The organism is Nocardioides sp. GY 10113, assembly GCF_004919105.1.
Classification (GTDB): domain Bacteria; phylum Actinomycetota; class Actinomycetes; order Propionibacteriales; family Nocardioidaceae; genus Nocardioides.
The window spans coordinates 42,948-67,358 of sequence record NZ_STGK01000011.1; the positions used below are offsets into that span (position 1 = coordinate 42,948).

A 24,411-nucleotide genomic window follows, 5' to 3' on the forward strand; every position below is an offset into this window, starting at 1 on the left:
GCCGTCAGCTGTTGCGGGTTCCTCGTGACCACTGCGATGTCCCGTCGTTGGAGGAAGTGACGGGACGACGTGAACGCACCGCACAATCTGGGGAGCGACGGGCATGGGGGCAGGTGTGAGCGAGCCGGAGCGCGGCCACCGCGCGACGTCGCTGGTCGTCGCGATCCTGGCCTGCGCCGCGCTGGTCGTCACCCTCCGCGCCTGCGGCGACGACGACCCGACGCCGACCTCGTCCGGCGGCGCGGTCGCCGTCGACCTGCACCGGCTACGGGCCAGCACCACCGACACCGCCTTCAAGGCCGCGCCCCTCGACCCGCACCCCGACCGACCCACGTCAGGGCTGGTGGTCCACCCGCGCCGCATGACGGCCGTGCACGACGCCCCCGCCGGCACCCCGTTCGCCAAGGTCGGGCCGCGCCAGTTCGGCGACACCTGGCTGCCGGTGATCGCCGAGCGGCGCGGCTGGGTGCGGGTGCTGCTGCCCTCGCGCCCCAACGGCTCGACCGGCTGGCTGGCTCGCGCCGGGCTGCAGCGGGCACACAGTCGGTTCCAGATCAGCGTCCACCTCGGCAGCCGCACCCTGACCCTGTCCGAGGACGGCGTGGCGACGCAGACCTGGTCCGTCGCCGTCGGGGCCGGCGCGACCCCCACACCCACCGGGCGGACCTTCCTGCTCGGCCAGCTCGTCGACCAGCAGCAGTCCTTCTCGCCGCTGATCCTCCCGCTCGGCGCCCACAGCCCGACGCTGGACACCTACGGCGGCGGCGCCGGCACCGTCGCCATCCACGGTTGGACCGACCCCAGCGTCTTCGGGCGGGCCGTGAGTCACGGCTGCATCCGCGTGCCCGACGACGCGCTCTCGGCACTGAGCAGGGTGCCGGTCGGCAGCCCCGTCCTCATCGACGACGCCTGACCGACCATCCGACCACCCGGCCCCACCCGACCTCCCAGACCCACCCCAGACCCACCGACCCACACCAGCCGCAGAACCAGAGGGGACCACATGAAGACCACCCGCATCGCCGCGGGCGCGAGCACCGCCGCACTGCTGGCCGCAGCCGGCCTGACCATCGCTGTCGTCGGCGGCAGCGGCTCGGCCGGCGCCGCGACCGGATCGGCGTCCGCCACCGGCCTCACCCTCCGGATCGGCCACCACGTCCTCGTCGACAAGCCGGCCGTGACCTGGACCGGCGGCTCGGAGGTCTCGGACGCCGCGCTCGACCTCGACACCCACGGCGTGTACGCCGGCGTGCTCAACGTCGCCGCCGGCTCGGGCACCGCGAGCGCCAGCCTGACCGACGTCAGCGTCGGCTCCGACCTGTTCTCCGGCCTGGAGAGGCTGCAGCGGATCTTCACCCAGCTCCACCCGGTGTGCGGTGCGCTCGCCCGGGTGGACGCGACGGCCGTCGAGCGGAAGGCGACCGGCCTCCACGGACTCCTCGACACCGACCTGCTCGAGACCGTGCTGAACCCGAAGGGCGCCCACCCCACCGACGTGCTCGACCTCGGGAAGGTGACCTCGATCGACCTCTCGCAGCTCACCGCGGACGACCTGTACGGGACGTGCGCCGTCGAGACGGCCGACACCCCGCTGTTCGGCTTCTCGACGCTGAAGACCGAGTGCGTCGACGGGGCCGGGACCGTGAAGATCGCCGACCTCACGATCGCCGGCACCTACCACGACATCGACGTCGACGACCCGAACACCGGCCTCGGGATCCCCGGGCTGCTGACGCTCGAGGTCAACCACCAGCGCGCCAACCCCGACGGCTCGCTCACCGTGGACGGCCTCTACGTGAACGTGGCCGACGAGGTCGAGCTCGCGGTCTCCACCGCCACGTGCGGGGCTCGGGCCGCCGCCCCGCCGGCACCGCCCGCGCCCGCCGGCACCCCGCCGCCGGCCCCTGTCCCGACCTCGGCGGTCACCACCCACGCCCCGGTCACCGGCTGACCGTCCGCCCGCCCCACCGGACCCGGGGTCGGGCCGCCGCGCCTCCGTGCGTCAGGCTCGGCCCCGGACCCAGGTCCGGTGCCACGCGACCGCGCTCGCGTCGGTCAGCGAGGCGACCTGGTCGACGACCACCCGCAGCCGGGCGGCGTCGTCGCCGGCCAGCGCCCAGTCGGCCGCGAACGGGGCCTCGAGCGCATCGGGGCGTCCCCGCAGGAAGGCGACCAGCTCGGCGAGCAGCTCGCGCTGACGCTCCTGGATCGCCACCCGCCCCTCGCCCTGCATCACGTAGTGGGCCGCCAGCCCCTTGAGCACGGTGATCTCCGCGCGGGTCTCCTCGGGCACGACCAGGTCCGCGGCGTACCGGACGAACGGGCCGTCCGCGGCCGCGAACGTCGCCTGCTGCGCGGCGCCGCAGAACCGGCCGATCAGGTCGCTGGTGACGTTCTTGAGGGCCGCGAGACCGGCCCGCCCGCCGTCGTACGGGGTCGCGGGCCAGCTGCCGACGGCGCGCAGCCGCGCGAGGGCAGCGTCCAGCTGGTCGTCGCTCGCGTCGGGCGCGTACCAGGCGCGGATCGTCGCCCACACCGCCGCGGAGTCGATCCGGGTGAGGTCGATCGTGCCGGCGACCGTACCGTCCTCGACGTCGTGGACCGAGTAGGCCACGTCGTCGGCGAGGTCCATCACCTGGGCCTCCACGCAGCGCCGGTGCGACGGGGCGCCGCGACGCAGCCAGGCGAAGGCGGGCAGGTCGTCGGCGTACACCCCGAACTTGGAGCCCGCCACGGGGACCCCGTCGGCGTGCACGCCGCCGGCGACCGGTGCCTCCGTGGCCGGCCACGGGTACTTGGTGCACGCGTCGAGGGTGGCTCGGGTGAGGTTCAGCCCGACCGAGCGCCCGTCGGCGTCGGCGGTCTTGGACTCCAGCCGCACCAGCAGGCGCAGCGTCTGGGCGTTGCCCTCGAACCCGCCGCACTCGGCGGCGAGCTCGTTCAGCGCACGCTCGCCGTTGTGGCCGAACGGCGGGTGGCCGAGGTCGTGCGCCAGCGCCGCCGTCTCGGTGATGTCGGGGTGGGTGCCCAGGGCCCGGGAGAGGTCGCGGGCGATCTGGGCGACCTCGAGGCTGTGGGTCAGCCGGTTGCGGACGAAGTCGTCGCTCTGCGGTCCGACCACCTGGGTCTTGGCGGCCAGCCGGCGGAACGACGCGGCGTGCACCACGCGGGCGCGGTCCCGCTCGAACGGCAGCCGCTCGGGCGCGTCGACGCGCTTCGGCGGCTCGGCCACCAGCCGTTCGCGCGCCTGCGCGTCGTAGCGCTCCTCGACCCCGTCCACGGGCGCGACCCTACCGAGTGCCGGGCACGGGGCCCGGCAGCCCGGTCAGTACGTCGCGACGTGCACGTGGTCGTAGTGGTTGGCGGTGGCCGACCCGCGGTCGGACATCGCCCGCCACCCCTCGCCGGAGCGCTCCTGGGTCCAGATCCGCTGGCGCCAGATGATGTCGTAGAGGTTCAGCTCGGAGGCGTGGGCGCGCAGGAACTCCGCGATCGCGGTGCCGAGCTCGACGTCGCTGGTCATCACGTCGATGGCCCGACCGGTGGTGTGCTCGCCGTGGGGGTCGAGACCCCCGTAGCTGGTGATCTGCGGGAAGGCGTTGCAGACGGCGCGGTAGACGGCGACGGCACTGCTGGTGAGCCCGCTCTCGACGGAGCCGTCGGGGCAGGGGGCGGTGGAGAGACCGGCTGCGGCGGCGACCTCGGCGACCGGCTTCTCCGCTGCCAGGTACCCGGCGGTGACCCAGCGGACCTCGTCGTCGTAGACGATCTCCTCGCGCTCGCCGTAGGAGCGCCCCGTCACGGTGACCTTGGTGCCCGCGTCGACGACGCCGGTCCGGGTGGCCGCGTCGTCGGGCCGGGTCCACAGGTTGAGGTCCTCGGTGGTCCACATCGGCTGGTCGGCCGCCGCCACGGCGGCCGCCACGGCCTGGGTGGTGAGCAGCTTCTCGACCGCGCTGAGGGGTCGCAGGGCCGGGCGGCTGTCGGAGCGGGACAGGGAGACCCGCCTGCCGGTCGACGCCTCGGCCTTGGCCTGGTCCGTCTCCTCGGTGTCGGCGGTGCCCCGCTCCTGCTCGGACGCCGCCAGGGCGTCGGCGAGGTCGGCGGCGGGGGCTCGGTTCTGGTCGACGGCCACGATCGTGCCGCCGGAACCGGCGCCGAGGACGCCGATCGAGACGGCGGTACCGGTCGCCAGGGCGGCCAACGGGCCTGCGATGAAGGCGGCACGGGGCTTGCGTCGCGCGGTTTCCCGCTTGTGGCTAGAGGCCACGCGCTGATTCCTTTGCTCTCGCGGTCAGGACGTGCCACGAGAACCCCGATGTCCCCATGACAAGGTCAGCACCATAAGCACACCCGCCCCGTGAAACGCCAATCGGGCGTTCAGGTTACGGACGTGTAACGAATCACCCGCCGGTGGTCTCGTCGACGTCCTCGGTGAGGTGGAAGTCGGTGCCGTCGGTGTCGTCGAGCCACCCCTCGGGCAGCGCGATCCGGTCCCGCGGCGACCCCTGGCGCCCGCGCGGGGCGCCCAGCTCCGAGGCCGGGAACGGCTCGTCGGGGTCCAGCCCGTCGAGCAGGCCGCGCAGGCTCTCCAGGCTGCTGACCAGCCCCAACGAGCGCCGCAGCTCACCGCCCGCCGCGAAGCCCTTGAGGTACCAGGTCACGTGCTTGCGGAACTCCTTGCAGCCGCGCTCCTCCCCCATGTGCTCGCTGAGCAGCTCGGCGTGGCGATACATCATCGCCGCCACCTCGCCCAGGGTCGGGAGCGCCGTCGTGTCCTTGCCGGCGAAGGCATCGGCGAGATCACGGAACAACCACGGACGCCCCAGGCAGCCGCGTCCCACGACGACCCCTGCCGCGCCCGTCTGCTCCACCATCCGGAGCGCGTCCGACGCCTCCCAGATGTCGCCGTTGCCGAGGACCGGGATGTCGACGTGCTCGACCAGCGCGCCGATCGCCTCCCAGTCCGCCTCGCCCGAGTAGGCCTGGGCCACGGTCCGCCCGTGCAGGGCGATCGCGGCACAGCCGCTCTCCTGGGCGATCCGACCGGCGTCGAGGTAGGTCAGGTGGTCCGCGTCGAGCCCCTTGCGGGTCTTCATCGTCACCGGTACGCCGTACGGCGCGGCGGCCTGCACCGTCGCCTCGAGGATCCGCGCCAGCAGCCCCCGCTTCCACGGCAGCGCCCCGCCGCCGCCCTTGCGGGTCACCTTGGGGACCGGGCAGCCGAAGTTGAGGTCGATGTGCGCGACGCCGTACTCCTCGCAGAGGATCGCCGCGGCCTTGCCCATGTAGGCCGGGTCGGTGCCGTAGAGCTGGACCGAGCGCACGTCCTCGGCCTCGTCGAAGACGAGCATCCGCTTGGTGCCCTCGTCGCCCTCCACCAGACCGCGGCTGGTGATCATCTCGCAGACGTAGAGTCCGGCTCCGAACTCGGCGCACAGGCGCCGGTAGGCGGCGTTCGTGATCCCCGCCATCGGCGCCAGGACGACCGGGGTGGGCACCTCGAGGGTGCCGAGCGTCAGCGTCACTGGTGGTTCGATTCCTTCGTGCTCGTGTCGTGCTCGTGTCGTGCGCGCCCGTGCGCGCCGGCCTGTGGCTCCCGCTACCGCTTCGCCGGCGGCTGGCCCTTCCACACGATCGGCGCCACCCCGTCCGGGGGCGGGAACACGACCGCGTCGAACCTCCGCCCCGGCGAGAGCAGGTAGACGAGGCACACGGAGGCGCTGTCTCCCTGGCGGAACGGCTTCGGCAGCGTAGCGCCGGGACACGGCTCGAACACCTTCTCGCGGAACCGTTGGGCCTCGACCAGCGTGCCCTCGTCGTCCCGGGCCCAGAGCAGGACGTCGGTGCCGCCCAGGTTCCGCCGCAGCGGGTTGACCGCGCGAGCACGGACGAAGAACGGCGTCAGCCTCGCGGTGGCCTTGTCGATCTTCCACCCCCGGAAGGACCTCGCGAAGGTGGTCCGCTCCACGCTCATGACCCGCAGCTGCAGCACCGCGACCTCACCCTTGCGCGGGCGCCAGGCCACCGTCGCCTTCCGCCCGAGGTACAGCCGGGTGCCGGGGTCGGTCAGCGTGACCGACGCCGGCACCGGGAGGTAGGGCTCCGGGTCGGCGGACCCCGTCTCGGACTCCGAGCCCGACTCCGAGCCCGACTCGGTGTCCGACGCCGTCTCCGACGCCGAGCCCGAGCCCGTGTCGGAGGTCGCGTCGGACGACGCGCCCGGGGAGCCCGCGTCGTCGTCGTCGCCGGAGCCGCCGCACGCGCCGAGCGCCAGCGCTGCCACGAGGCCGAGAGCGACCAGACCGCTCCGCGTCCGGGCCGTGCCCGGACGCCGACCCGAGAACGTGGCGGCGACCCTGCTCACCCCGCCATTCTGACAGGTCGGGCGAACCGGGCTCAGCAGCCGGCGAGTCGCTCCGCGAAGAAGCCGGTCAGCCGGTCCAGCGAGACCCGCTCCTGCGACATCGTGTCGCGCTCGCGGACGGTGACCGCGTGGTCCTCGAGCGTGTCGAAGTCCACGGTCACGCAGTACGGCGTGCCGATCTCGTCCTGGCGGCGGTAGCGGCGCCCGATCGCGCCGGAGTCGTCGAAGTCGACGTTCCAGTTGCGGCGCAGCTCGGTGGCGACGTCCTTCGCCTTGGGCGAGAGGTCGGCGTTGCGGGAGAGCGGGAGCACCGCCGCCTTGACCGGCGCCAGGCGCGGGTCCAGGCGCAGCACGGTCCGCTTGTCCACGCCGCCCTTGGTGTTGGGCGCCTCGTCCTCGTGGTAGGCGTCGACCAGGAAGGTCATCAGCGACCGCGACAGGCCGGCTGCCGGCTCGATGACGTACGGCGTGTAGCGCTCGTTGGCGGCCTGGTCGTAGTACCGCAGGTCGGCCCCGGAGGCCTCGGCGTGCGTGGAGAGGTCGAAGTCGGTGCGGTTGGCGATGCCCTCGAGCTCACCCCACTCCGAGCCGGCGAAGTTGAACCGGTACTCGATGTCGACGGTGCGCTTGGAGTAGTGGGAGAGCTTCTCCTTGGCGTGCTCGTAGTGGCGCAGGTTGTCCGGGTTGATGCCCAGGTCCGTGTACCAGCGGGTGCGCTCGTCGATCCAGTACTGGTGCCACTCCTCGTCCTCGCCCGGCTTGACGAAGAACTCCATCTCCATCTGCTCGAACTCGCGGGTGCGGAAGATGAAGTTGCCCGGCGTGATCTCGTTGCGGAAGCTCTTGCCGATCTGGGCGATGCCGAACGGGGGCTTCATCCGCTGGCTGGTGACCACGTTGGCGAAGTTGAGGAAGATGCCCTGCGCGGTCTCGGGCCGCAGGTAGTGCAGGCCGGACTCGTCCTCGATGACGCCGAGGTAGGTCTTGAGCAGGCCGGAGAACTGCCGCGGCTCGGTCCACGCGCCGCGGGTTCCGCAGTTGGCGCAGGCGATCTCCGTCAGCGCCACGGTGTCGGGGTCGTCGATGCCCTTCTTCTCCGCGTACGCCTCCTGGAGGTGGTCGGCGCGGAACCGCTTGTGGCAGGACTGGCACTCGGTGAGCGGGTCGGTGAAGGTCGCGACGTGGCCGCTGGCCTCCCAGGTCTGGCGCGGCAGGATCACGCTGGAGTCGAGGCCGACCACGTCCTCGCGAGCGCGCACCATCGCGTTCCACCACTGGCGCTTGATGTTGTCCTTGAGCTCGACGCCCAGCGGGCCGTAGTCCCAGGCGGAGCGCGTGCCTCCGTAGATCTCGCCGCAGGGGTAGACGAATCCTCGGCGCTTGGCGAGGGAGACGACCTGGTCGACGACGGACGGCGGCGGCTTGGCCACGGTGGTTCCTTTCTGGGGACGCCCGGCCGGCTGCCGGGCGTACTGTCGCGAACGTGTTGCGAGGGTTCAGGTTACGCGGGGCAGGGCGGTGTTCAGCACGGTGTCCGGCCCCACCAGCTCGTAGGCGCTCGGCTCGTCGATCGCGCGGCTCAGGACCGGCACGGCGCCGGCCTTGACGTCGTACGACGAGAGGGCCCGCCGGTAGGCGCCGACGCTCTCCCAGCGGGTGCTGAGCACCCACAGGTCCGGGTCGTCCAGGCTGCGGCCGAGGCGACCCTCGAGGTAGCCCGGACAGGCCGCGAGGAGCGCGTGGGCCTCCTCCAGGTCTGCCCTGATCCGGTCTCCGGCGAGAGCATCGGCGGCGCGGAACCGGTTGACGACGAGCACGGGCTCCACGGTATCGGTCGGGTGCAGAATTGACCCACCGCCCCTCCTAGTTGAGAATGATTCTCATGCGCTTCGGTATCGTCGTCCCGGCACTCACGGCCCTCGCCCTGACCTCCGCCGGCTGCGCCGCGTTCCAGGAGGAGAGCGCCAGCACCGACGACGGCGTGCAGATCGCGGCGGCGTTCTATCCCCTGGCGTACGCCTCCGACCGCGTCGCCGGCGACCTGGCCGACGTCGAGCTGCTCACCCAGCCCGGGACCGAGCCGCACGACCTCGAGCTCACCGTGAAGGAGACCGCGCAGCTGACCCTGGCCGACCTGGTGGTCTACCAGGGCGGCTTCCAGGCCGCCGTCGACGCCGCCACCGAGCAGAACGCGACCGGCGCGACCCTCGACGTCGCCGAGGTGGTCGACCTCCTCACCACCGACGAGGAGGCGCACGACGACCACGACGGCGAGGACCACGACGAGGATGACGGGCACGACCACGGCGACGTCGACCCCCACTTCTGGCTCGACCCGCTGCGGATGGCCGAGGTCGGCGACGCCGTCGCCGACCAGCTCGCCGAGATCGACCCCGACCACGCCGACGAGTACGCCGCCAACGCCGCCGCGCTCCGCGACGACCTGACCGCGCTCGACGAGGAGTACGCCGACGGACTGGCCTCCTGCGAGCGCGACACCGTCGTGGTCTCGCACGACGCGTTCAGCTACCTGGAGAAGTACGGTGTCCACGTGGCCGCGATCGCAGGGCTCTCCCCCGACGCCGAGCCGACCCCTGCCGACCTCGCCGAGCTGCACGACCTGATCCGCACCGACGGCATCACCACGGTGTTCAGCGAGACGCTCGCGCCGAAGCAGCTCGCCGAGAGCCTGGCCCGCGGCACCGGCGTCGAGACCGCCGTCCTCGACCCGCTCGAGGGGCTGACCGAGGAGACCTCGGACGAGGACTACCTGAGCCTGATGCGGACCAACCTCGAGGCGCTGCGGGCCGCGAACGGCTGCGCATGAGCCTGCCGCCCGCGCCGAGCGCCGACGCCGCAGGTACCGCCGCGCCGTCCGAGGCCGTCGCGACCGAGAACGCCTCGGTGGTGCTCGGCGGCCGACCGATCCTCCGCGGCGTCACCCTCACCGTCCGCTCCGGCGACTTCGTGGCGCTGATGGGCGCCAACGGCTCTGGGAAGTCCACGCTGGTCCGGACCCTGCTGGGCCTCTACCCGACCGCCGGGGGCAGGGTGCGGATGCTCGGCGATCCGCTCGAGGAGTTCGACGACTGGCGCCGGGTCGGCTTCGTGCCCCAGCGCGCCACCGCCGGCTCCGGCATCCCCGCGTCGGTGTGGGAGGTGGTCGCCGCCGGTCGCCTGACCCACCGCGGCCTCTTCCGCCGTCTCGGCCGGGCCGACCGGGCAGCCATCGACGAGGCGCTCGAGGTCGTCGGCCTGGCCGACCGCCGCCGCGACACCGTCAGCCAGCTCTCCGGCGGCCAGCAGCAGCGGGTGCTCATCGCCCGCGCGCTCGCCGGCGAGCCGGAGGTCTTCTTCCTCGACGAGCCGACCGCCGGCGTCGACCTGCCCAACCAGCAGGTCCTGGCCGACACCCTGGCCCGGCTGAAGGAGCGCGGCGCCACGATCGTGCTGGTCGCCCACGAGCTCGGACCGCTGGCGCCGTTGGTCGACCGCTCCGTGGTGATGCGCGACGGCCGGGTCGCCTACGACGGCCCGCCGCTGGCCGACCACGAGGTCCACTCGCCGCTCTTCGCCGAGACCCACGCCCACCATCACCACCCCGGCGCTCCGGGCTACGCCTCCCGCGCCGACCACGTGCCCCAGGTCTCCTCGCCGATCGACCGACCGGCCGGACCGAACGAGGAGACCCGATGAGCGTCGGAGAGCTCTTCGGCCTGCAGTTCATGCAGCTCGCGCTGATCGCCGCGCTGTTCACCGGCGTCGCGGCGCCGGCGGTCGGGACCTTCCTGGTGCAGCGCCGCCTCGCGCTGATGGGCGACGGCATCGGCCACGTCGCCGTCACCGGCGTCGCCGTCGGGCTGGTCTTCAACACCTCACCCACCTGGACCGCAGTGCTGGTGGCGACCGCCGGTGCGGTGACCATCGAGCTGATCCGCGAGCGCGGCAGCACCAACGGCGACGTCGCGCTCGCCCTGCTGTTCTACGGCGGCCTCGCCGGCGGCATCCTGATCAGCGGCATCGGCGGGCAGAGCGCCAGCAAGCTCCAGCAGTACCTGTTCGGCGCCATCACCGCACTGTCGCCCGGCGACGTGGTGGTCACCATGGCGCTCGCGGCCGGCGTGCTGCTGCTCACCGTCGGGCTGGCACCCCAGCTCTTCGCGGTCGCCCAGGACCAGGAGTTCGCCCGGGTGGCCGGCCTGCGGGTGCGGTTCTACAACCTCCTGATCGCCGTGCTCGCCGCGGTCAGCGTGACCGTGGCGATGCGCACCGTCGGCCTGCTGCTGGTCTCGGCCCTGATGGTGGTGCCGGTGGCGACCGCCCAGCAGCTCACCCGCTCCTTCCGCGGCACCTTCGTGCTCGCGATGGGGCTCGGCACCCTGGCCTCGGTGGGTGGCCTGGTGATCGCCGCCCTCGCCTCCTACAGCGCCTCGGTCTCGCCGGGCCCGGCGATCGTCATCACGGCGCTGGCCTGCTACCTGCTGGCCTGGCCGGTCGGCGTACTGCTGCGCCGGCGGGCCCGCCTGCGCGAGCCGTTCGCCCCCGCGGCCGGTGTGGTCGACGAGGACGACCACGAGCCGATCGACGAGCACCCCCACCAGCACGGGCCCCGCTGCGGACACCTGGCGGTGCCCCACGAGGACCACGTCGACTACGTCCACGACGGCCACCGCCACGCGCCGCACGGCGAGCACTACGACGAGCACTAGTGTCGAGATCCGGCGAAGCCTGACGAGCCCGCCAGCCGGAACATCGACGGCCTGCACCCGACCCGGCGGTGTCGGCACACCAGCCGCCCTGGTTGCTCCGTGGAGCGCCCCCGTCCCGGGACGTTCACCGGACGGGCCTACCGGTGACGTCGACCATTACGGAACGTGTCGCCGGGCCGAACGGGCGACGCTCGCCGCTGGGGGTTCGGCTTACGGGGTGTGCTCGTGCGGGCGCGTGAGGTGGGTCGTGTGCCCGAGAACCCGCTATGCCGGGGTGTGGGGCACACAACCCGGCTCCGGGTCTGCGCCGCCGTGCGGAGGGCCCATAAACACCCCGGCCCCCCGGATGCCGATCGGCTCGCGGATCGCGCCAGTGCAGGATCCGCCGGTGGAACGCCAGGAACCTCGCACCCGTCGACTGAACGTCCACCCAGCCTGTAGATCTTGACGGTGACCAGCCCGTCGGCCACGCCGGCGGCGTCAGCAGGCGACGCTGCCCAGCCTCGCCAGGCCCGCGAGGTCGCCGGGTCCGTACGTCGTGCGGTCGCCGGTGTACTCGTACATCAGCTCCCCGCGGTCGTCCACGTGGTCGAGGCCGACGACGTGCGCCAGCTCGTGGTCGACGATCGCCTGAGCCTCGTCCGTCCCTCGCCCCTCGAGCGACGCGAACAGGTCGCGGTCGAGGATCACCTGCCCGGTCACGTAGCGCATCCGCCCGCCGAAGCCGACGGCCGTGCTGCCCCCGATGCCCGCCACCCTGCCGGCGAGCTCGGGATACTCCTCCGGCGTCGCCCACGCGATCAGCACCGGCCCGCGGCCGGCCAGACCCGGGCGCGAGTCGACGTCGCGCTCGTCGGTCAGACCGACCCGGACGAACCGCAGCCCGGTCGCGGCGCCGGTGCGCGCGAGGCCCGTGTCGACCAGCTCGTCGTAGTTCGCGGGCGCTCCGTCGGGGTTGACCACCACCTCGATCTGCCGACAGGGGTTGTACGCGACGGGCTCGTCACTGCCCCGTTGGGTCTGTAGGAACCGGTAGCTGCCGGCACCCTCCACGCTCCCGGCCGCCGGGCCCAGCCGGCCGCCCTCGATCCCCGCGATGCGACGCAGGTTCCGGATGCTGCTCTCGGGGTCGAGCGCGACGACGCCGGCGAGCAGCAGCCCGATGACGAGCAGGCCCGGCAACAGCGCGCCCCGCTGGCGCCGGGGGCGGGGGTCGGAGGGCGGCGGGAGCACGGGGCCATGATGACCGACCCGGCCCGACGGCGCGCCCGGATCAGCCGCCCGGATCAGCCGCCCGGATCAGCCGTGCGGACGGCAGCGTCAGGCGCTGCCGTAGCGCCGGTCGCGCCGCGCGTACTCGTCGATCGCCTGCCACAGGTGGCGCCGGTCCACGTCGGGCCACAGCACGTCGCTGAAGACGAACTCCGAGTAGGCCGCCTGGTAGAGCATGAAGTTGGAGAGCCGCTGCTCCCCCGACGTACGCCAGATCAGGTCGGCGTCGGGCAGCTCGGGAACGTAGAGGTAGCGGCCCAGGGTGCGCTCGTCGACGCGGTCGGGGTTGACCTTCCCGGCCGCCACGTCCTTGGCCAGCGCCCGGGCCGCATCGCCCAGCTCGGAGCGGCCGCCGTAGTTGACGCACATGGTCAGCGTCAGCACGTCGTTGTCCCGGGTCAGCTCCTCGGCGACCTTCAGCTCCTTGATCACCGAGGTCCACAGCCGCGGCGCCCGACCCGCCCAGCGCACCCGCACGCCGAGCTCGTGCATCTCGTCGCGCCGCCGCCGGATCACGTCCCGGTTGAAGCCCATCAGGAACTTCACCTCCTCGGGGCTGCGCGACCAGTTCTCGGTGGAGAACGCGTAGGCCGAGATCGCCTTGACGCCGATCTCGATCGCGCCCTCGACGACGTCGAAGAGCGAGGACTCCCCCTCCTCGTGGCCCTTGGTGCGCGGCAGCCCGCGCTCCTGTGCCCAGCGCCCGTTGCCGTCCATCACGATCGCCACGTGCTGTGGCACCAGCTCCGCGGGGACCGCCGGCGGCCGGGCTCCGGAGGGGTGCGGGGCGGGCGGGCGGATCTCGCGCCGCTCGGGCGCCGGGGCGTCACCCTTGGACCGGGTACGACGGAGGGAACGACTCACGGCTGCAGCCTAGTGAGCGGCTGACCCGCGGACGCAGTCAGCGCTCGACGTAGGCCAGCGACCGCAGCCCGCGCTCGAGCTGCCACTGCACGAACGCCGCCACCAGACCGCTGGCCTCACGCGCGTGGCGAGCCTCGGCGGCCTCGACGACCAGCCAGTCACCGGCCAGCAGACCGCCGAGCAGCCGCAGCGTCTCCGGCGCCGGCGTCGCGGATCCCGGGATCCGGCAGGTCGAGCAGAGCACGCCGCCCATGGACGGGTTGAACCACCGGTGGTGCCCCAGCTCGCCGGTGGCCAGCACGGGCGGCCGGCCGCAGTGGGCGCAGTCGACGAAGGTGGGCGCGTAGCCGGCGATCGCCAGGGCGCGCAGCAGGTAGGAGTCGAGCACGTGGCCCGGCGCCCGCTCCCCGCTCGCCATCGCCCGCAGCGCCGCGGCCAGCAGGCCGAACTGCTGCACGGCCGGCTCCCGCTCCTCGACCACCAGCCGCTCGGCGGTCTCGAGCATCACGGTGCCGGCGGTGTAGCGGTCGTAGTCGAAGCCGATCTCGGCGCCGAACGCGGCGCGGGTCTCGGCCTGGGTCACCGTGTCGAGGTTGCGCCCCTGCGCCAGCTGCAGGTCGACGTGGGTGAACGGCTCGAGCCGCGAGCCCCAGCGCGAGCTGGTCCGTCGTACGCCGCGGGCGACCGCGCGGATCCGGCCGTTCTGCCGGGTCAGCATCGTGATGATGCGGTCGGCCTCACCCAGCTTGTGGGTGCGCAGCACGATCGCCTCGTCACGGTAGAGCACTCCCCCATTCTGCCGTCGGGGTCCGACAGCGCCGCGGCGGCGCGCCCGGCGCTCAGGCGCCGGCGTCGGGCCCCGAGGGGTCCGGCGCGGCCCGGCGGGACCGTCGGATCCCCCGCGGGGGCTTGCCGCACTCCAGCGCGAACCGGGTGACGAGCAGGTCCAGCCGCTCCGGCGAGCGCCGCCACTCAAGCGGCGCGGCGACCTCGAGGGTCGCGCCGGGCAGCTGGTCGGCCAGCGACTCGGCATCGGAGGCGGGGTGCAGCGGGTCGCGCGGCCGGGCCACCACCAGCGCGGGCACCGCGATCGAGCGCCGCTCGTCGTACGACGGTCCCAGACGTCCGAAGAGGACGCCGTGGACGAGCGCCGCGAGCGGTCCCGGGCGCTGGTCCAGCGCGTCGATGGTGCGACGGACCAGCGACGGCACCAGGCGTCGCGGCACCGGTCGGGTCGCCCAGCGCGCCGCGTGCACGCCGAACGGCGCGAACCTGGCGAGGTACATCACCGGCGCCAGCAGCGCGATCTCCACGGCGAGGGCGTCGTCGAGGACCGGTGCGTCGAGGATCAGCCCACGCACGCGGCCCGGAGCCACCACGGCCGTCTCCAGGGCGATGTTCGCGCCCAGCGCGGTGCCGCCGACGACCGCCTGCTGCGCCCCGAGGTGGTCCAGGAGCGCGACCACCTGCTCGGCGAAGCCGGTCACCGAGTAGCTCAGCGGGTCGGCCGGCCGGTCGGACCGGCCGTGGCCCAGCAGGTCCGGCACGACCACGTGCAGGCCCGAGGCCGCCAGCGACCGCGCCAGCCGGGCCTGGACCCGGCGCGGCGCGAGCACCGGCGGCACCAGGACCAGCCAGGCCTCACCGGCGCCGTACTCGGTGTACTCGATGCGGTCCCGGCCCCGGGCGGTGTCCAGGAAGTACTGTCCGACCTGCTCCGAGGCCAGGATCCGCTGCGCCATCGTTCCCCCTGTGCTGCCCGTTCCGGCGGCTAGCCGACCGACGGGATGGTGATCGCCTGGGCGCGGTTCGCGGCGCAGACCACGGCCCGCAGCGAGGCGGTGACGATGTTGTGGTGCAGGCCGATGCCCCACACGATCTCGCCGGCCACCTCGCACTCGACGTACGCCGCGGCCACGGCGTCGCCGCCCGAGGAAAGCGCGTGCTCGGCGTAGTCGAGGACCCGGATGTCGGCGCCGGCCTGGCGCATCCCGTCCACGAACGCCGCCACCGGGCCGTTGCCCTCGCCGGAGAAGACCCGCTCCTCGCCGCGCACCACCAGGTGCACCTGCTGCTGGTCGTCGCCCTCGCCGTCGGTGACCGAGGACCAGCTGGTCAGCGAGTACGGCTCCTCGCGCTCGAGGTACTCGGCGCGGAAGATGTCCCAGATCTGCTGCGGGGTGACCTCGCCGCCGGCGGTGTCGGTGTGCGCCTGGATCACCCGGCTGAACTCCATCTGGGCCCGCCGGGGCAGGTCCAGGCTGTGCTCGGCCTTCAGCACGTAGGCGACGCCGCCCTTGCCGGACTGGCTGTTGACGCGGATGACGGCCTCGTAGGTGCGGCCGACGTCCTTCGGGTCGATCGGCAGGTACGGGGCCTCCCACGGCACCTCGCCGACGGGCTTGCCCTGCTCCTCGGCGATCCGGTCCAGGTCCTCCAGGCCCTTCTTGATGGCGTCCTGGTGGGAGCCCGAGAAGGCGGTGTAGACGAGGTCGCCCGCGTAGGGGTGGCGCGGGTGGACCGGCAGGTTGGTGCAGTACTCCACCGTCCGCCGGATCTCGTCGATGTCGGAGAAGTCGATCTGCGGGTCGATGCCCTGGCTGAACAGGTTCATGCCCAGGGTGACCAGGTCGACGTTGCCGGTGCGCTCGCCGTGCCCGAACAGGCAGCCCTCGACGCGGTCGGCGCCGGCCATCAGGCCGAGCTCGGTGGCGGCCACCGCGGTGCCGCGGTCGTTGTGCGGGTGCAGCGAGATCGCGGAGAACTCGCGCCGCGACAGGTGCCGGCCGAAGTACTCGATCTGGTCGGCGTAGGTGTTCGGCGTGGACATCTCCACGGTCGCCGGCAGGTTGAGGATGATCTCCCGGCCCGCCTCGGGCTGCCAGATGTCCGAGACCCGCTCGCAGACCTCGAGCGCGAAGTCGGTCGGCGTCTGGGTGAAGATCTCCGGGCTGTACTGGTAGCCGAAGTCGGTGCCGGGCAGCAGCTGGTCGGCGTACTTCATGACCCACTCGGTGCCGCGGGTCGCGATCGCGATGCACTCGGCCTCGGTGACGCCGAAGACCACGCGCCGGAACAGCGGCGCGGTGGCGTTGTAGAGGTGGACGGTCGCCTTGTCGGCGCCGACCAGGGACTCGACCGTGCGGCTGATCAGGTCCTCACGGGCCTGGGTCAGCACCGAGACCCGTACGTCGTCGGGGATCCTGTCGCCCTCGATGAGCTGGCGCACGAAGTCGAAGTCGGTCTGGCTCGCGGCCGGGAAGCCGATCTCGATCTCCTTGTAGCCCATCTTCACCAGGAGGTCGAACATCTTCATCTTGCGGGCCGGGCTCATCGGGTCGATGAGCGCCTGGTTGCCGTCGCGCAGGTCGGTGGAGAGCCAGCGCGGCGCGGCGGTGACCCGCTGGTCGGGCCAGGTGCGGTCCGGCACGGTGACCGGCTCGAAGGCGGTGTAGCGGTGGTAGGGCATACCGCTGGGCTGCTGAGCGGGGATGGTGGTCATGAGTTCCTCGGCTGGGGATGTCGACACTGATGCAGGTCGAGGGGTGGCGCCGGGCACGCGACTCACTCCGCAGCGAGGGGTCCGGCTTCAGACCTCGCTGCGGCTACTAAGGAGGAGCGCGCGCATCATGACCCCACCAGGGTAGCGCACCGCGGCCCCTACGCTGTCCGGGTGTCCCGCCTCCTGATCGTCCACCACTCCCCGACCCGGTCGCTGGAGCGGCTGCGCGACGCGGCGGTCGCGGGCGCCCACGACGAGGAGATCACCGGCGTCGAGGTGGTGGTCCGGCCCGCGCTGGAGGCGAGCGCCGAGGACGTGCTGACCGCGGACGGCTACCTGCTGGGCACCAGCGCCAACTTCGGCTACATGAGCGGGGCGCTCAAGCACTTCTTCGACTCCACGTTCCTGGCCGTGGGCGGCGCGCTCGATGACTCCGGCGCGGCCGGCGGCGGTGCCGGCACCGGCGGGGCGACGGCGGGGCGGCCCTACGGGTTGTGGGTGCACGGCCGCTACGACCTGACCGGCGCGGTCCGGTCGGTCGGCTCGATCGTCGGTGCCCTGGGCTGGCGGCAGTCCTACGACGTCCTCGAGGTGCTCGGCGCCGTCGACGAGGCGTCGGAGCGGGCCGCCTACGAGCTGGGCGCTACCATCGCGGCACTGCTGGCCTGACCGGGTCGGCACGCGACGAGGAGGGCCGATGCGGCGAAGCGTGATCGCGCTGCTCGCCGTGCCCGTCCTCCTGCTCGGCGCGTGCGGCACCCAGCCGCAGGGCGGCAACTCCGACCCCGCGCAGGTCGACTCGGTCGAGCAGCCGGAGGTCGGCGCCTGCCGGGCGCTCACCCCCGACGACGTCAGCCGGCCGGCCAACGCGACCCTCACCGTGGACTGCGCGGAGAAGCACACCGCCGAGACGTTCGCGGTCGGCGACCTCCCGGCGAAGTTCACCAACGCCGAGTACGACGCGCAGGACCTCAGCGCCTGGGCCTACCAGACCTGCTCGGACGCCTTCGCCGAGCACCTGGGCGCCGACGAGAGCACGGTGCTGCGCACGATCCTCAGCTGGGCCTGGTTCCGCCCGTCGGAGAAGGCGTGGGCCAAGGGCGCCCGCTGGTACCGCTGCGACGTGGTCGGCGGCAGCGCGACCAGCACCGCCTACGCCCCGCTCCCCGAGTCCACCCACGGCCTGCTCGCGGGGCGGCCCAACGACCGGTGGATGGTCTGCGCCCGGGGCAGGTCGGTGCCCGAGGGCGAGAAGGTGCCGTGCTCGCGCCAGCACGACTGGCGCGCGGTGACCACGATCAAGCTCGGCGAGGAGGACGATCCCTACCCGGGCGACACCGTCGTCGACTCGCGCACCCGGGCGTACTGCCAGAAGTCGATCAGCGCGTGGCTCAACTACCCGGCGACCTTCGACTTCACCTACACCTACTTCCACCGCGCCGAGTGGGAGGCGGGCAACCGCCGGTCGGTCTGCTGGGCGCAGACCGATGCGTAGCCGCCGGGCCCTCGGCACGGTCGCGCTGCTGATCGCCGCCGGCGGGATGCTCGTCGCTTGCACCGACGACGACCCGGACGGCTCCGAGGGCCCGCGCTCCGCGGAGTCGTCGAGCGCCGCGGCCGAGTCCACGGCGCCGACGCCGACGCCGGCCGCCCGGCCGCCGCGGACGCCGAAGGTCGGCGCGTGCTACCGGATGGCCTTCGACGCCGCGCTGGCACCGACCAGCGGCGCGCGGCCCAGGGACTGCGCGGAGCCGCACACGGCGGAGACCTACCGGGTCGGGTCGCTGGACACCCTCGCCGACGGGCACCTGCTCGCGGTCGACTCCGACCGGGCACAGCAACAGGTGGCCGAGGCCTGCCCGGGGCGACTCTCCTCCTACGTCGGGGGCGACCTCACCGACCTGCGCCTGAGCATGGTCCGGCCGGTGTGGTTCACCCCCACCGTCGCGGCCTCCGACAAGGGAGCCAACTGGTTCCGCTGCGACGCCGTCGTGGTCACCGGCAGCGCCGGCCTCTTCCGGACCACCGGCAGCCTGCGCGGCATCCTCGACGGCGCGCGCAGCGACGAGGTGGCGATGTGCGGCACCGCCGCACCGGACGCGGCGGCCTTCGACCGCGTGCCGTGCGCCGCCCGCCACTCCTGGCGCGCGATCTCGGTGGTCACCTTCGTCGCGCGCGACTACCCGGGCGCCGCCGCCGCCCGCGAGCGCGGCCAGGGCACGTGCGAGGACGCCGCCGAGGCGCTGGCCGACGACCCGCTCGACTTCGAGTGGGGCTACGAGTGGCCGACGAAGGCGCAGTGGGGCAACGGCATGACGTTCGGGCGGTGCTGGGCGCCGGACTGACCCCGCGCGGGGGCGCTAGACGAAGACGATCTGCGCGCCCTCGGCGATCTCGATGAAGTCCGACGCGCTGATCACGCCCTCGACGCCGGGGTGCAGGTCCGCCGCGATGATCTTCATCATGTCGTAGCTGAGCTTGCAGGCCCACATGTGCACGCCCGCCGCGTGGATCATGTCGAGGAACTCGGGGATCTCCGGGATGTCCTCGTCGGCCAGCTGCTTCTTCATCATCTTGGTGCCGATGCTGGTCATGCCCGGCAGGCCGCCCATGCCCTGCGGCATCGACTTGTACTCCCACCCGCGTCCGAGGCGTGCGAGCTCGGGCATGTGCATCGCGGTGTTGCCGAGCATCGTGAACTTCAGGTTGTCGTTCATCTTGCGGTTGACGATGTCCAGGCCCCAGAAGGTGAAGAAGATGTGGACCTCGACGCCCTCGCTGAGCGCCGCGTTGCCCATGATCAGCGCCGGGTAGGCCATGTCCAGGTTGCCCTTGGAGCAGATGAAGGCCATCTTCCGCGGACCGCTGTACGCCGGCACGGAGGCGCCGTCCACGGCGCCGCCCGGCTGCGCGGCGACCGCCGGGCGGTCGCCGAAGTCCGGCATCACGAAGCCCTCGGGGATGGTGGTGGCGGTCATGTCGCTTCTCCTCTCACACGCAGCCGACGGGCTTGGGCAGGCCGGCCAGCCAGGCCATCTTCTTGGCCGGCTTGCCGGGGTAGAGGCGGTAGAGGTCGCGGACCTCGAACCCGCCGACAGTCTGCATCCGGCGCAGCGTCGGGGTGTTGCCCTCCTCGCCGGCGTCCTTGCGCATGAACAGCAGCGGCGCGAGGTGCTCCTCGTCGAGCTCGACGCCGATCAGCGCAGCCAGGTCGTGGGCCAGTTCCTCGCTCCACTGGTCGCGGACGGTGAAGAACCCCTCGTCGTCGACGTCGAAGGATCGACCGTTCAGGGTGTTGGTGGGCATCGCAGGCTCCTCCTCGATCCGGCTCAGGCCGACTTCTTGCCGGACATGGACATCTTCACCGGGACCGGCAGCCGGTGGCCCGGCAGCAGCATCCGCCAGTAGATCTGCTCGAACGCGAGCTTCCCGAGGTGGTTGGCCCGGGTGTTGCGCAGCAGCGACATCGGTCCGACCCCGGCGAGCGGGAAGGTGCCGGGCAGCGGCTCGGTGTCGTAGTTGAAGTCCAGCAGCAGCGCCTTGCCCCGGCCGGTCTCCAGGAAGCAGTTGGCGTGGCCGTCGAAGGCGTTCGGCAGCGGCCTGTCCTCGATCGCGGCGAGGAAGTTGTCGATGAAGAGCTCGGTGGCGAAGTGCGCGACCGAGCCCGCCTTGGACGTCGGGATGTTGCTGGCGTCGCCCAGCACGAAGATCCGCTCATGCTCGGTGGAGCGCAGCGTGTGCTTGTCGACGGGGACGAAGCCCATGTCGTCGCCCAGCCCCGAGTCGATGACGAACCGGGCGCCGGTGTGCGGCGGCACCGTGACCAGCAGGTCGAACGGCAGCGCGCGGCCGTCGTACGAGTTCAGCGTGCTGGCCTCGTTGTCGACCCGCTCGACCGCGAAGTCCGCGGCCAGCCGGATGCTGCGGTCGTCGAGGAGGTCGCCGAAGGTCCGCGAGGCGATCGGCTTGGTGAACGCCCCGTCCAGCGGGGTGACGTAGGTGATGTCGACCAGGTGCCGGATCCCCCGCCGGCGGAAGTGGTCCTCGACCAGGAAGGCGAACTCCAGCGGGGCGACCGGGCACTTGATCGGCATCTCGGCGACGTGCACCAGCAGCCGCCCCTTCTCGAAGGTGCGCAGCTTGTCGCGCAGCGCGGTAGTGCCCTCCAGGGAGTAGAACTCGTGCACGGTGTCGCGCCACAGCGGGCCGTCGGCGACCCCGGGCACCAGGTCGGGGCGGGGATGGGAGCCGCTGGCGATGATCAGCCAGTCGTAGGTCAGCTCGGTCCCGTCGCCGAGCTTCACCGACTGGGCATCCGCGTCCACCCGCTCGATCTCGGCCTGGACCATCTCCACGCCGTCGGGCAGGAACGCCCGGCGGCTGCGGACCACCCGCTTCGGGTCCATCCAGAACGGGATGAAGAGGTAGCCCGGCTGGTAGTGGTGGTCGTCGTCGCGGTCGACGATGGTGATCCGCCACTCCTCGTCGAGCTTGTCGCGCAGCAGGTTGGCGGCCATCGTTCCGGCCGTCCCGGATCCCAGGATCAGCAGCTGAGGCATGTCCCCATCGTCTCGGCCGCGGGCAGCGGCGGTTAGGGTCCGACGCCCCTGAAGGCCGCCGCGGAGGTCCTTGAGGAGCGGGACCTGCGACCCCGTTGCCGCGGTGCACGGAGAGACCGGCCAGTGGGTGATCTCCCGACCCCCGCCCCAGGCCTGGTCGGCGTCCGCTCAGTGGCCCGTCAGCGGACCAGGTCGGCGAACCAGACGGTCCGGTGGGTCCAGTTCTCGGCGCCCAACCGGATCCCCGAGCAGACGATGACCACCACCTGCGGCGGGCCGCCGGTCGCGTAGACCCGCGCCACCGCGTCGGGGTCCTCGGGTGTGACCACGATCCTCTCCGCCGTCCGGTAGCAGGCCATCCGCCCGTCGGCGTCCTCCAGCACCATCAGGTCGCCGACCCGGTAGGAGTCGAGCAGTCTGTTGCCCATCGCGGAGCCGTCGGACCAGGTGTGGGTGGTCAGCCCGACGAGGCCGCGACGCGACCCCGGCTGGGCGCCGTCGGCGTCCCAGGCGAACTCCTGCTTCGCGGCGCTGGTCAGCGGCGGTACGCCGAGCACGCCGTACTCGTCGCGCGGAACGGGCCGCACCACGTCGTCCTCGACGATGCCGGGGATCGTCAGCGACGAGGGGACGAAGCCGCCCCGCGCTGCCGAGCGGCACTCGTCCAGCAGCCTCTGCGGGCGCAGCGGCGACGCACCGGGGGCTGCCTCCGGGGCTGCCGCGACCTCCGTCGCCGTCTCCGGCGGCACCGGAGCGGGGTCCGCGGCCTCGTCACCCGAGCCGAGCAGGAGCCAGGAGACGGCGACCAGGCCGACGATCGCGGCGACCACCACGACCACCACGGCCACCCGCAGCCGACGCTCCACCGGCTCCCTCCCCTTCGACGTCTCGGACGCTGACACGTGCGGACCCGGTCAGAAGCCCAGCTTGCGCAGCTGCCGCGGGTCGCGCTGCCAGTCCTTGGCGATCTTGACGTGCAGGTCCAAGTAGACGGGCGTGCCGAGCAGCGCCTCGATCTGCTGGCGGGCCTCGGTGCCGACCTTGCGCAGCCGGGCGCCCTTCCTGCCGATCATGATGCCCTTCTGGGAGTCGCGCTCGACGTACACGCTGGCGTGGATGTCGAGCAGCGGCTTGTCCTCGGGGCGGTCCTCGCGCAGGCCCATCTCGTCGACCACGACGGCGATCGAGTGCGGCAGCTCGTCACGGACGCCGTCCAGCGCCGCCTCGCGGATCAGCTCGGCGGCGAGGATCTCCTCGGGCGCATCGGTGAGGTCGCCGTCCGGGTAGAGCGGCGGGCCCTCGGGCATCAGCCCGACCAGGAGCTGGCCGAGCAGGTCGATCTGGTCGCCGGAGACCGAGGAGACCGGGACGATCTCGGCCCACTCCGTACCGGTGTCGCGGCCCAGCGCGGCGATGTCGAGCAGGTGCTCCGCCAGCCGGTCGGGAGCGACCAGGTCGGTCTTGGTGGCCACGGCGATCTTGGTGGTCCGCCGGACCTTGGCCAGCTCCTCGACCAGGAACCGGTCGCCGGGACCGACCTTCTCGTCGGAGGGGAAGCAGACCGCGACCACGTCGACCTCGGCCCAGGTCGTCTTCACCAGGTCGTTGAGCCGCTCACCGAGCAGCGTGCGCGGACGGTGCAGGCCGGGGGTGTCGACCAGCACCAGCTGACCGTCGGGGCGGTGCACGATGCCGCGGACCACCGTGCGGGTGGTCTGCGGCTTGTCGGAGGTGATCACGATCTTCTGCCCGACCAGCGCGTTGGTCAGCGTCGACTTGCCGACGTTGGGGCGGCCCACGAAGCAGGCGAAGCCGCTCCGGTGGCCCTCGGGCACCTCGGCGCCGCCGAGTCCGGTCATCCCGGTGACGGGCGCGGGCGGCGGGAGGGCGCCGAAGTCCTCGTCGAACTCGGCCTCGTCGTCCCAGTCCTCGTCGTCCTCGTCGTCGTCCTCGTCGTCGTCCTCATCCGCTGAGCCCGCGAGGTCGTCGGCGTCGAGGTCGTCCTCGTCCACCTCGTCCTCGGCGAACTCCTCGGAGTCGGCGACGTCCTTGGCGTCCTCGAGCCGCTCGACCTCCGCGAGGTCCGGCCGCTCGCCCTGCTGCTCGTCCTGCTGCTCGGTCATCGTTCCGCCTTCACTCGGCCTTGGCCCGGGCGTCGTCGTAGTCGGCCCAGATCTGCTCGTCGCTCTTGCCTGCCGCCTTGCCGGCGCGCCAGATGGGGCCGGGGTCGACCGCACGGGGCTGCCGCTCCTTGACCGCGCGCCAGTACCCCATCACGTCGTAGTGGGTGCTGGGCATCTTCCGCTCGCGCATCAGGTGCTTGCGGATCGCGCGCATCTGGGCGGACTCCCCCGCCATCCAGAAGTAGCCCTCGCCCTCGGGCCAGTCCAGCCCCTCGACGATCTCGGCCAGGCGGCTGGTGCCGTCCTCGGCCGGCGCGGTCCAGCTGACGGAGGCGCCCTCGGGCAGGTACGACGCGAGCTCCTCGGGCAGGTCCGCGGCCTCGGCGTGCACGTGGACCGGGATCCGGCCCACGTGCGCCTCGGCGATCCGGGCCATCGCCGGCAGCGCGGTCAGGTCGCCGACCAGCAGCAGCCAGGCGGCGTCCGCCGGTGCGTCGAAGGAGCCCTTCGGCTCGCTGATCGTGACCTGCTGGCCGACCGGGTCGCCGGCGCCGCCGAGCGCCCACTCGGTGACCAGCCCGACCGCGTGCACCACGACGTCCAGCACCAGCTCGGCGCCGTCGAAGGAGCGGACCGTGTAGTAGCGGGACTGGAACTGGCCGGGCACCACCAGGCCGACCCACTCGTCGGGGATGCCGGTGGACTCGAACCGGGCCAGGCCGGGACCGCCCAGGGTCAGCCGCACCAGGTGCGGACTGATCCGCTCCCGTCGTACGACGTCGGCGGTGAACTGCTGGGCACGGACACTCACCGGCCCAGGCTAGCGGGGGCGGTCGTGAACGCGGTCATCGCGCGCGGCCGCCCCGGCCGGCCGTCAGGGGCCGGTACCGCGGAGGTTCCCGCCGACGAAGCCGCCGCCGGACGTTGCTCGCGACGGTCCACTCCGCCGAGCCCCCACCGAGGTGGTCGATCCGCACACCGCTGCGGTGCGCGGAGCCGGACGACCCGGGCGTGC

Annotated in this window: 25 protein-coding genes; 8 read left to right on the top strand and 17 right to left on the bottom strand. The window is 72.8% G+C overall.

The features are described 5' to 3' along the window. The first annotated feature begins 115 nt into the window (after window positions 1-115). On the top strand, window positions 116-913 hold the full coding sequence (locus E8D34_RS13995; RefSeq protein WP_240771354.1) for a L,D-transpeptidase: 798 nt from the start codon (window positions 116-118) through the stop codon (window positions 911-913). 90 nt (window positions 914-1,003) lie between these two features. Beyond that, entirely contained in the window at window positions 1,004-1,951 is a 948-nt protein-coding gene (locus tag E8D34_RS14000) for a hypothetical protein (RefSeq protein WP_136595270.1), read from the top strand. 51 nt (window positions 1,952-2,002) lie between these two features. Here E8D34_RS14000 and E8D34_RS14005 read toward each other — a convergent pair whose 3' ends face one another. From E8D34_RS14005 to E8D34_RS14030, 6 genes are all read right to left on the bottom strand, one after another. Then, complete coding sequence (locus E8D34_RS14005; protein ID WP_136595271.1) at window positions 2,003-3,280, bottom strand: deoxyguanosinetriphosphate triphosphohydrolase; 1,278 nt, start codon at window positions 3,278-3,280, stop codon at window positions 2,003-2,005. A gap of 45 nt (window positions 3,281-3,325) precedes the next feature. Next, on the bottom strand, window positions 3,326-4,270 hold the full coding sequence (locus E8D34_RS14010) for an SH3 domain-containing protein (RefSeq protein ID WP_136595272.1): 945 nt from the start codon (window positions 4,268-4,270) through the stop codon (window positions 3,326-3,328). Between the two features lie 133 nt (window positions 4,271-4,403). Then, window positions 4,404-5,528 (bottom strand): tRNA dihydrouridine synthase DusB, encoded by a 1,125-nt coding sequence (gene dusB, locus E8D34_RS14015; RefSeq protein ID WP_346763611.1) that lies wholly within the window; start codon window positions 5,526-5,528, stop codon window positions 4,404-4,406. A gap of 74 nt (window positions 5,529-5,602) precedes the next feature. Further along, window positions 5,603-6,367 carry a hypothetical protein gene (locus tag E8D34_RS14020; protein ID WP_136595274.1) on the bottom strand — a complete coding sequence of 255 codons (765 nt, stop codon included), beginning with the start codon at window positions 6,365-6,367 and terminating at the stop codon, window positions 5,603-5,605. A gap of 32 nt (window positions 6,368-6,399) precedes the next feature. Then, window positions 6,400-7,797: a glycine--tRNA ligase gene (locus E8D34_RS14025; protein WP_136595275.1), complete on the bottom strand. Its 1,398-nt coding sequence runs from the start codon at window positions 7,795-7,797 to the stop codon at window positions 6,400-6,402. Between the two features lie 66 nt (window positions 7,798-7,863). Next, window positions 7,864-8,184, bottom strand: a complete 321-nt coding sequence (locus E8D34_RS14030) for an antibiotic biosynthesis monooxygenase family protein (protein ID WP_136595276.1) — start codon at window positions 8,182-8,184, stop codon at window positions 7,864-7,866. 65 nt (window positions 8,185-8,249) lie between these two features. Between E8D34_RS14030 and E8D34_RS14035 the strand changes: the two genes are divergently transcribed. From E8D34_RS14035 to E8D34_RS14045, 3 genes are read left to right on the top strand one after another with little or no spacing between them, the layout of a single operon-like run. After that, window positions 8,250-9,194 (top strand): metal ABC transporter substrate-binding protein, encoded by a 945-nt coding sequence (locus E8D34_RS14035; protein ID WP_206056725.1) that lies wholly within the window; start codon window positions 8,250-8,252, stop codon window positions 9,192-9,194. Beyond that, window positions 9,191-10,063 (top strand): ABC transporter ATP-binding protein, encoded by an 873-nt coding sequence (locus tag E8D34_RS14040; RefSeq protein WP_136595278.1) that lies wholly within the window; start codon window positions 9,191-9,193, stop codon window positions 10,061-10,063. Before E8D34_RS14035 ends, E8D34_RS14040 begins: the two co-directional genes overlap by 4 nt. Then, window positions 10,060-11,076: a metal ABC transporter permease gene (locus E8D34_RS14045; RefSeq protein WP_136595279.1), complete on the top strand. Its 1,017-nt coding sequence runs from the start codon at window positions 10,060-10,062 to the stop codon at window positions 11,074-11,076. The genes E8D34_RS14040 and E8D34_RS14045 overlap by 4 nt, the downstream gene beginning before the upstream one ends. Before the next feature lie 480 nt (window positions 11,077-11,556). Here E8D34_RS14045 and E8D34_RS14050 read toward each other — a convergent pair whose 3' ends face one another. From E8D34_RS14050 to leuA, 5 genes are all read right to left on the bottom strand, one after another. Then, window positions 11,557-12,309, bottom strand: coding sequence for a peptidase (locus tag E8D34_RS14050; protein WP_136595280.1), 753 nt, complete (start codon window positions 12,307-12,309; stop codon window positions 11,557-11,559). Window positions 12,310-12,396: 87 nt separating this feature from the next. After that, window positions 12,397-13,149: an isoprenyl transferase gene (locus E8D34_RS14055; RefSeq protein ID WP_136595381.1), complete on the bottom strand. Its 753-nt coding sequence runs from the start codon at window positions 13,147-13,149 to the stop codon at window positions 12,397-12,399. Between the two features lie 100 nt (window positions 13,150-13,249). Further along, a complete protein-coding gene (gene recO, locus E8D34_RS14060; RefSeq protein WP_136595281.1) occupies window positions 13,250-13,999 on the bottom strand; it encodes a DNA repair protein RecO in 750 nt (249 codons plus the stop codon). A 52-nt stretch (window positions 14,000-14,051) separates the two neighbouring features. Further along, window positions 14,052-14,954, bottom strand: coding sequence for an alpha/beta fold hydrolase (locus tag E8D34_RS14065; RefSeq protein ID WP_240771355.1), 903 nt, complete (start codon window positions 14,952-14,954; stop codon window positions 14,052-14,054). A gap of 29 nt (window positions 14,955-14,983) precedes the next feature. Further along, the gene (gene leuA, locus E8D34_RS14070) at window positions 14,984-16,714 is read right to left on the bottom strand and encodes a 2-isopropylmalate synthase (protein ID WP_136595282.1); all 1,731 of its coding nucleotides are present in this window, start codon (window positions 16,712-16,714) and stop codon (window positions 14,984-14,986) included. 171 nt (window positions 16,715-16,885) lie between these two features. On the opposite strand from leuA, the gene E8D34_RS14075 reads away from it, so the two are divergent. The 3 genes from E8D34_RS14075 to E8D34_RS14085 are packed head-to-tail and all read left to right on the top strand — an operon-like array spanning window position 16,886 to window position 19,059. Continuing rightward, window positions 16,886-17,383 carry a flavodoxin family protein gene (locus tag E8D34_RS14075; protein ID WP_136595283.1) on the top strand — a complete coding sequence of 166 codons (498 nt, stop codon included), beginning with the start codon at window positions 16,886-16,888 and terminating at the stop codon, window positions 17,381-17,383. 28 nt (window positions 17,384-17,411) lie between these two features. Then, the gene (locus tag E8D34_RS14080; protein WP_136595284.1) at window positions 17,412-18,209 is read left to right on the top strand and encodes a septum formation family protein; all 798 of its coding nucleotides are present in this window, start codon (window positions 17,412-17,414) and stop codon (window positions 18,207-18,209) included. Beyond that, window positions 18,202-19,059 carry a septum formation family protein gene (locus tag E8D34_RS14085; protein WP_136595285.1) on the top strand — a complete coding sequence of 286 codons (858 nt, stop codon included), beginning with the start codon at window positions 18,202-18,204 and terminating at the stop codon, window positions 19,057-19,059. The genes E8D34_RS14080 and E8D34_RS14085 overlap by 8 nt, the downstream gene beginning before the upstream one ends. 15 nt (window positions 19,060-19,074) lie before the next feature. Here the strand turns inward: E8D34_RS14085 and E8D34_RS14090 are convergent, their stop codons facing one another. From E8D34_RS14090 to E8D34_RS14115, 6 genes are all read right to left on the bottom strand, one after another. Further along, window positions 19,075-19,692, bottom strand: a complete 618-nt coding sequence (locus E8D34_RS14090) for a DsrE/DsrF/DrsH-like family protein (protein ID WP_240771356.1) — start codon at window positions 19,690-19,692, stop codon at window positions 19,075-19,077. A gap of 13 nt (window positions 19,693-19,705) precedes the next feature. Continuing rightward, on the bottom strand, window positions 19,706-20,020 hold the full coding sequence (locus E8D34_RS14095) for a TusE/DsrC/DsvC family sulfur relay protein (protein ID WP_136595286.1): 315 nt from the start codon (window positions 20,018-20,020) through the stop codon (window positions 19,706-19,708). A 23-nt stretch (window positions 20,021-20,043) separates the two neighbouring features. Continuing rightward, window positions 20,044-21,273 carry an FAD/NAD(P)-binding oxidoreductase gene (locus tag E8D34_RS14100; RefSeq protein WP_136595287.1) on the bottom strand — a complete coding sequence of 410 codons (1,230 nt, stop codon included), beginning with the start codon at window positions 21,271-21,273 and terminating at the stop codon, window positions 20,044-20,046. A gap of 179 nt (window positions 21,274-21,452) precedes the next feature. Further along, a complete protein-coding gene (locus E8D34_RS14105) occupies window positions 21,453-22,139 on the bottom strand; it encodes a class F sortase (RefSeq protein WP_168929440.1) in 687 nt (228 codons plus the stop codon). 48 nt (window positions 22,140-22,187) lie between these two features. Then, the gene (gene era, locus E8D34_RS14110; RefSeq protein WP_136595384.1) at window positions 22,188-23,132 is read right to left on the bottom strand and encodes a GTPase Era; all 945 of its coding nucleotides are present in this window, start codon (window positions 23,130-23,132) and stop codon (window positions 22,188-22,190) included. A gap of 274 nt (window positions 23,133-23,406) precedes the next feature. After that, complete coding sequence (locus E8D34_RS14115) at window positions 23,407-24,207, bottom strand: siderophore-interacting protein (RefSeq protein WP_136595289.1); 801 nt, start codon at window positions 24,205-24,207, stop codon at window positions 23,407-23,409. Window positions 24,208-24,411 lie beyond the last annotated feature (204 nt).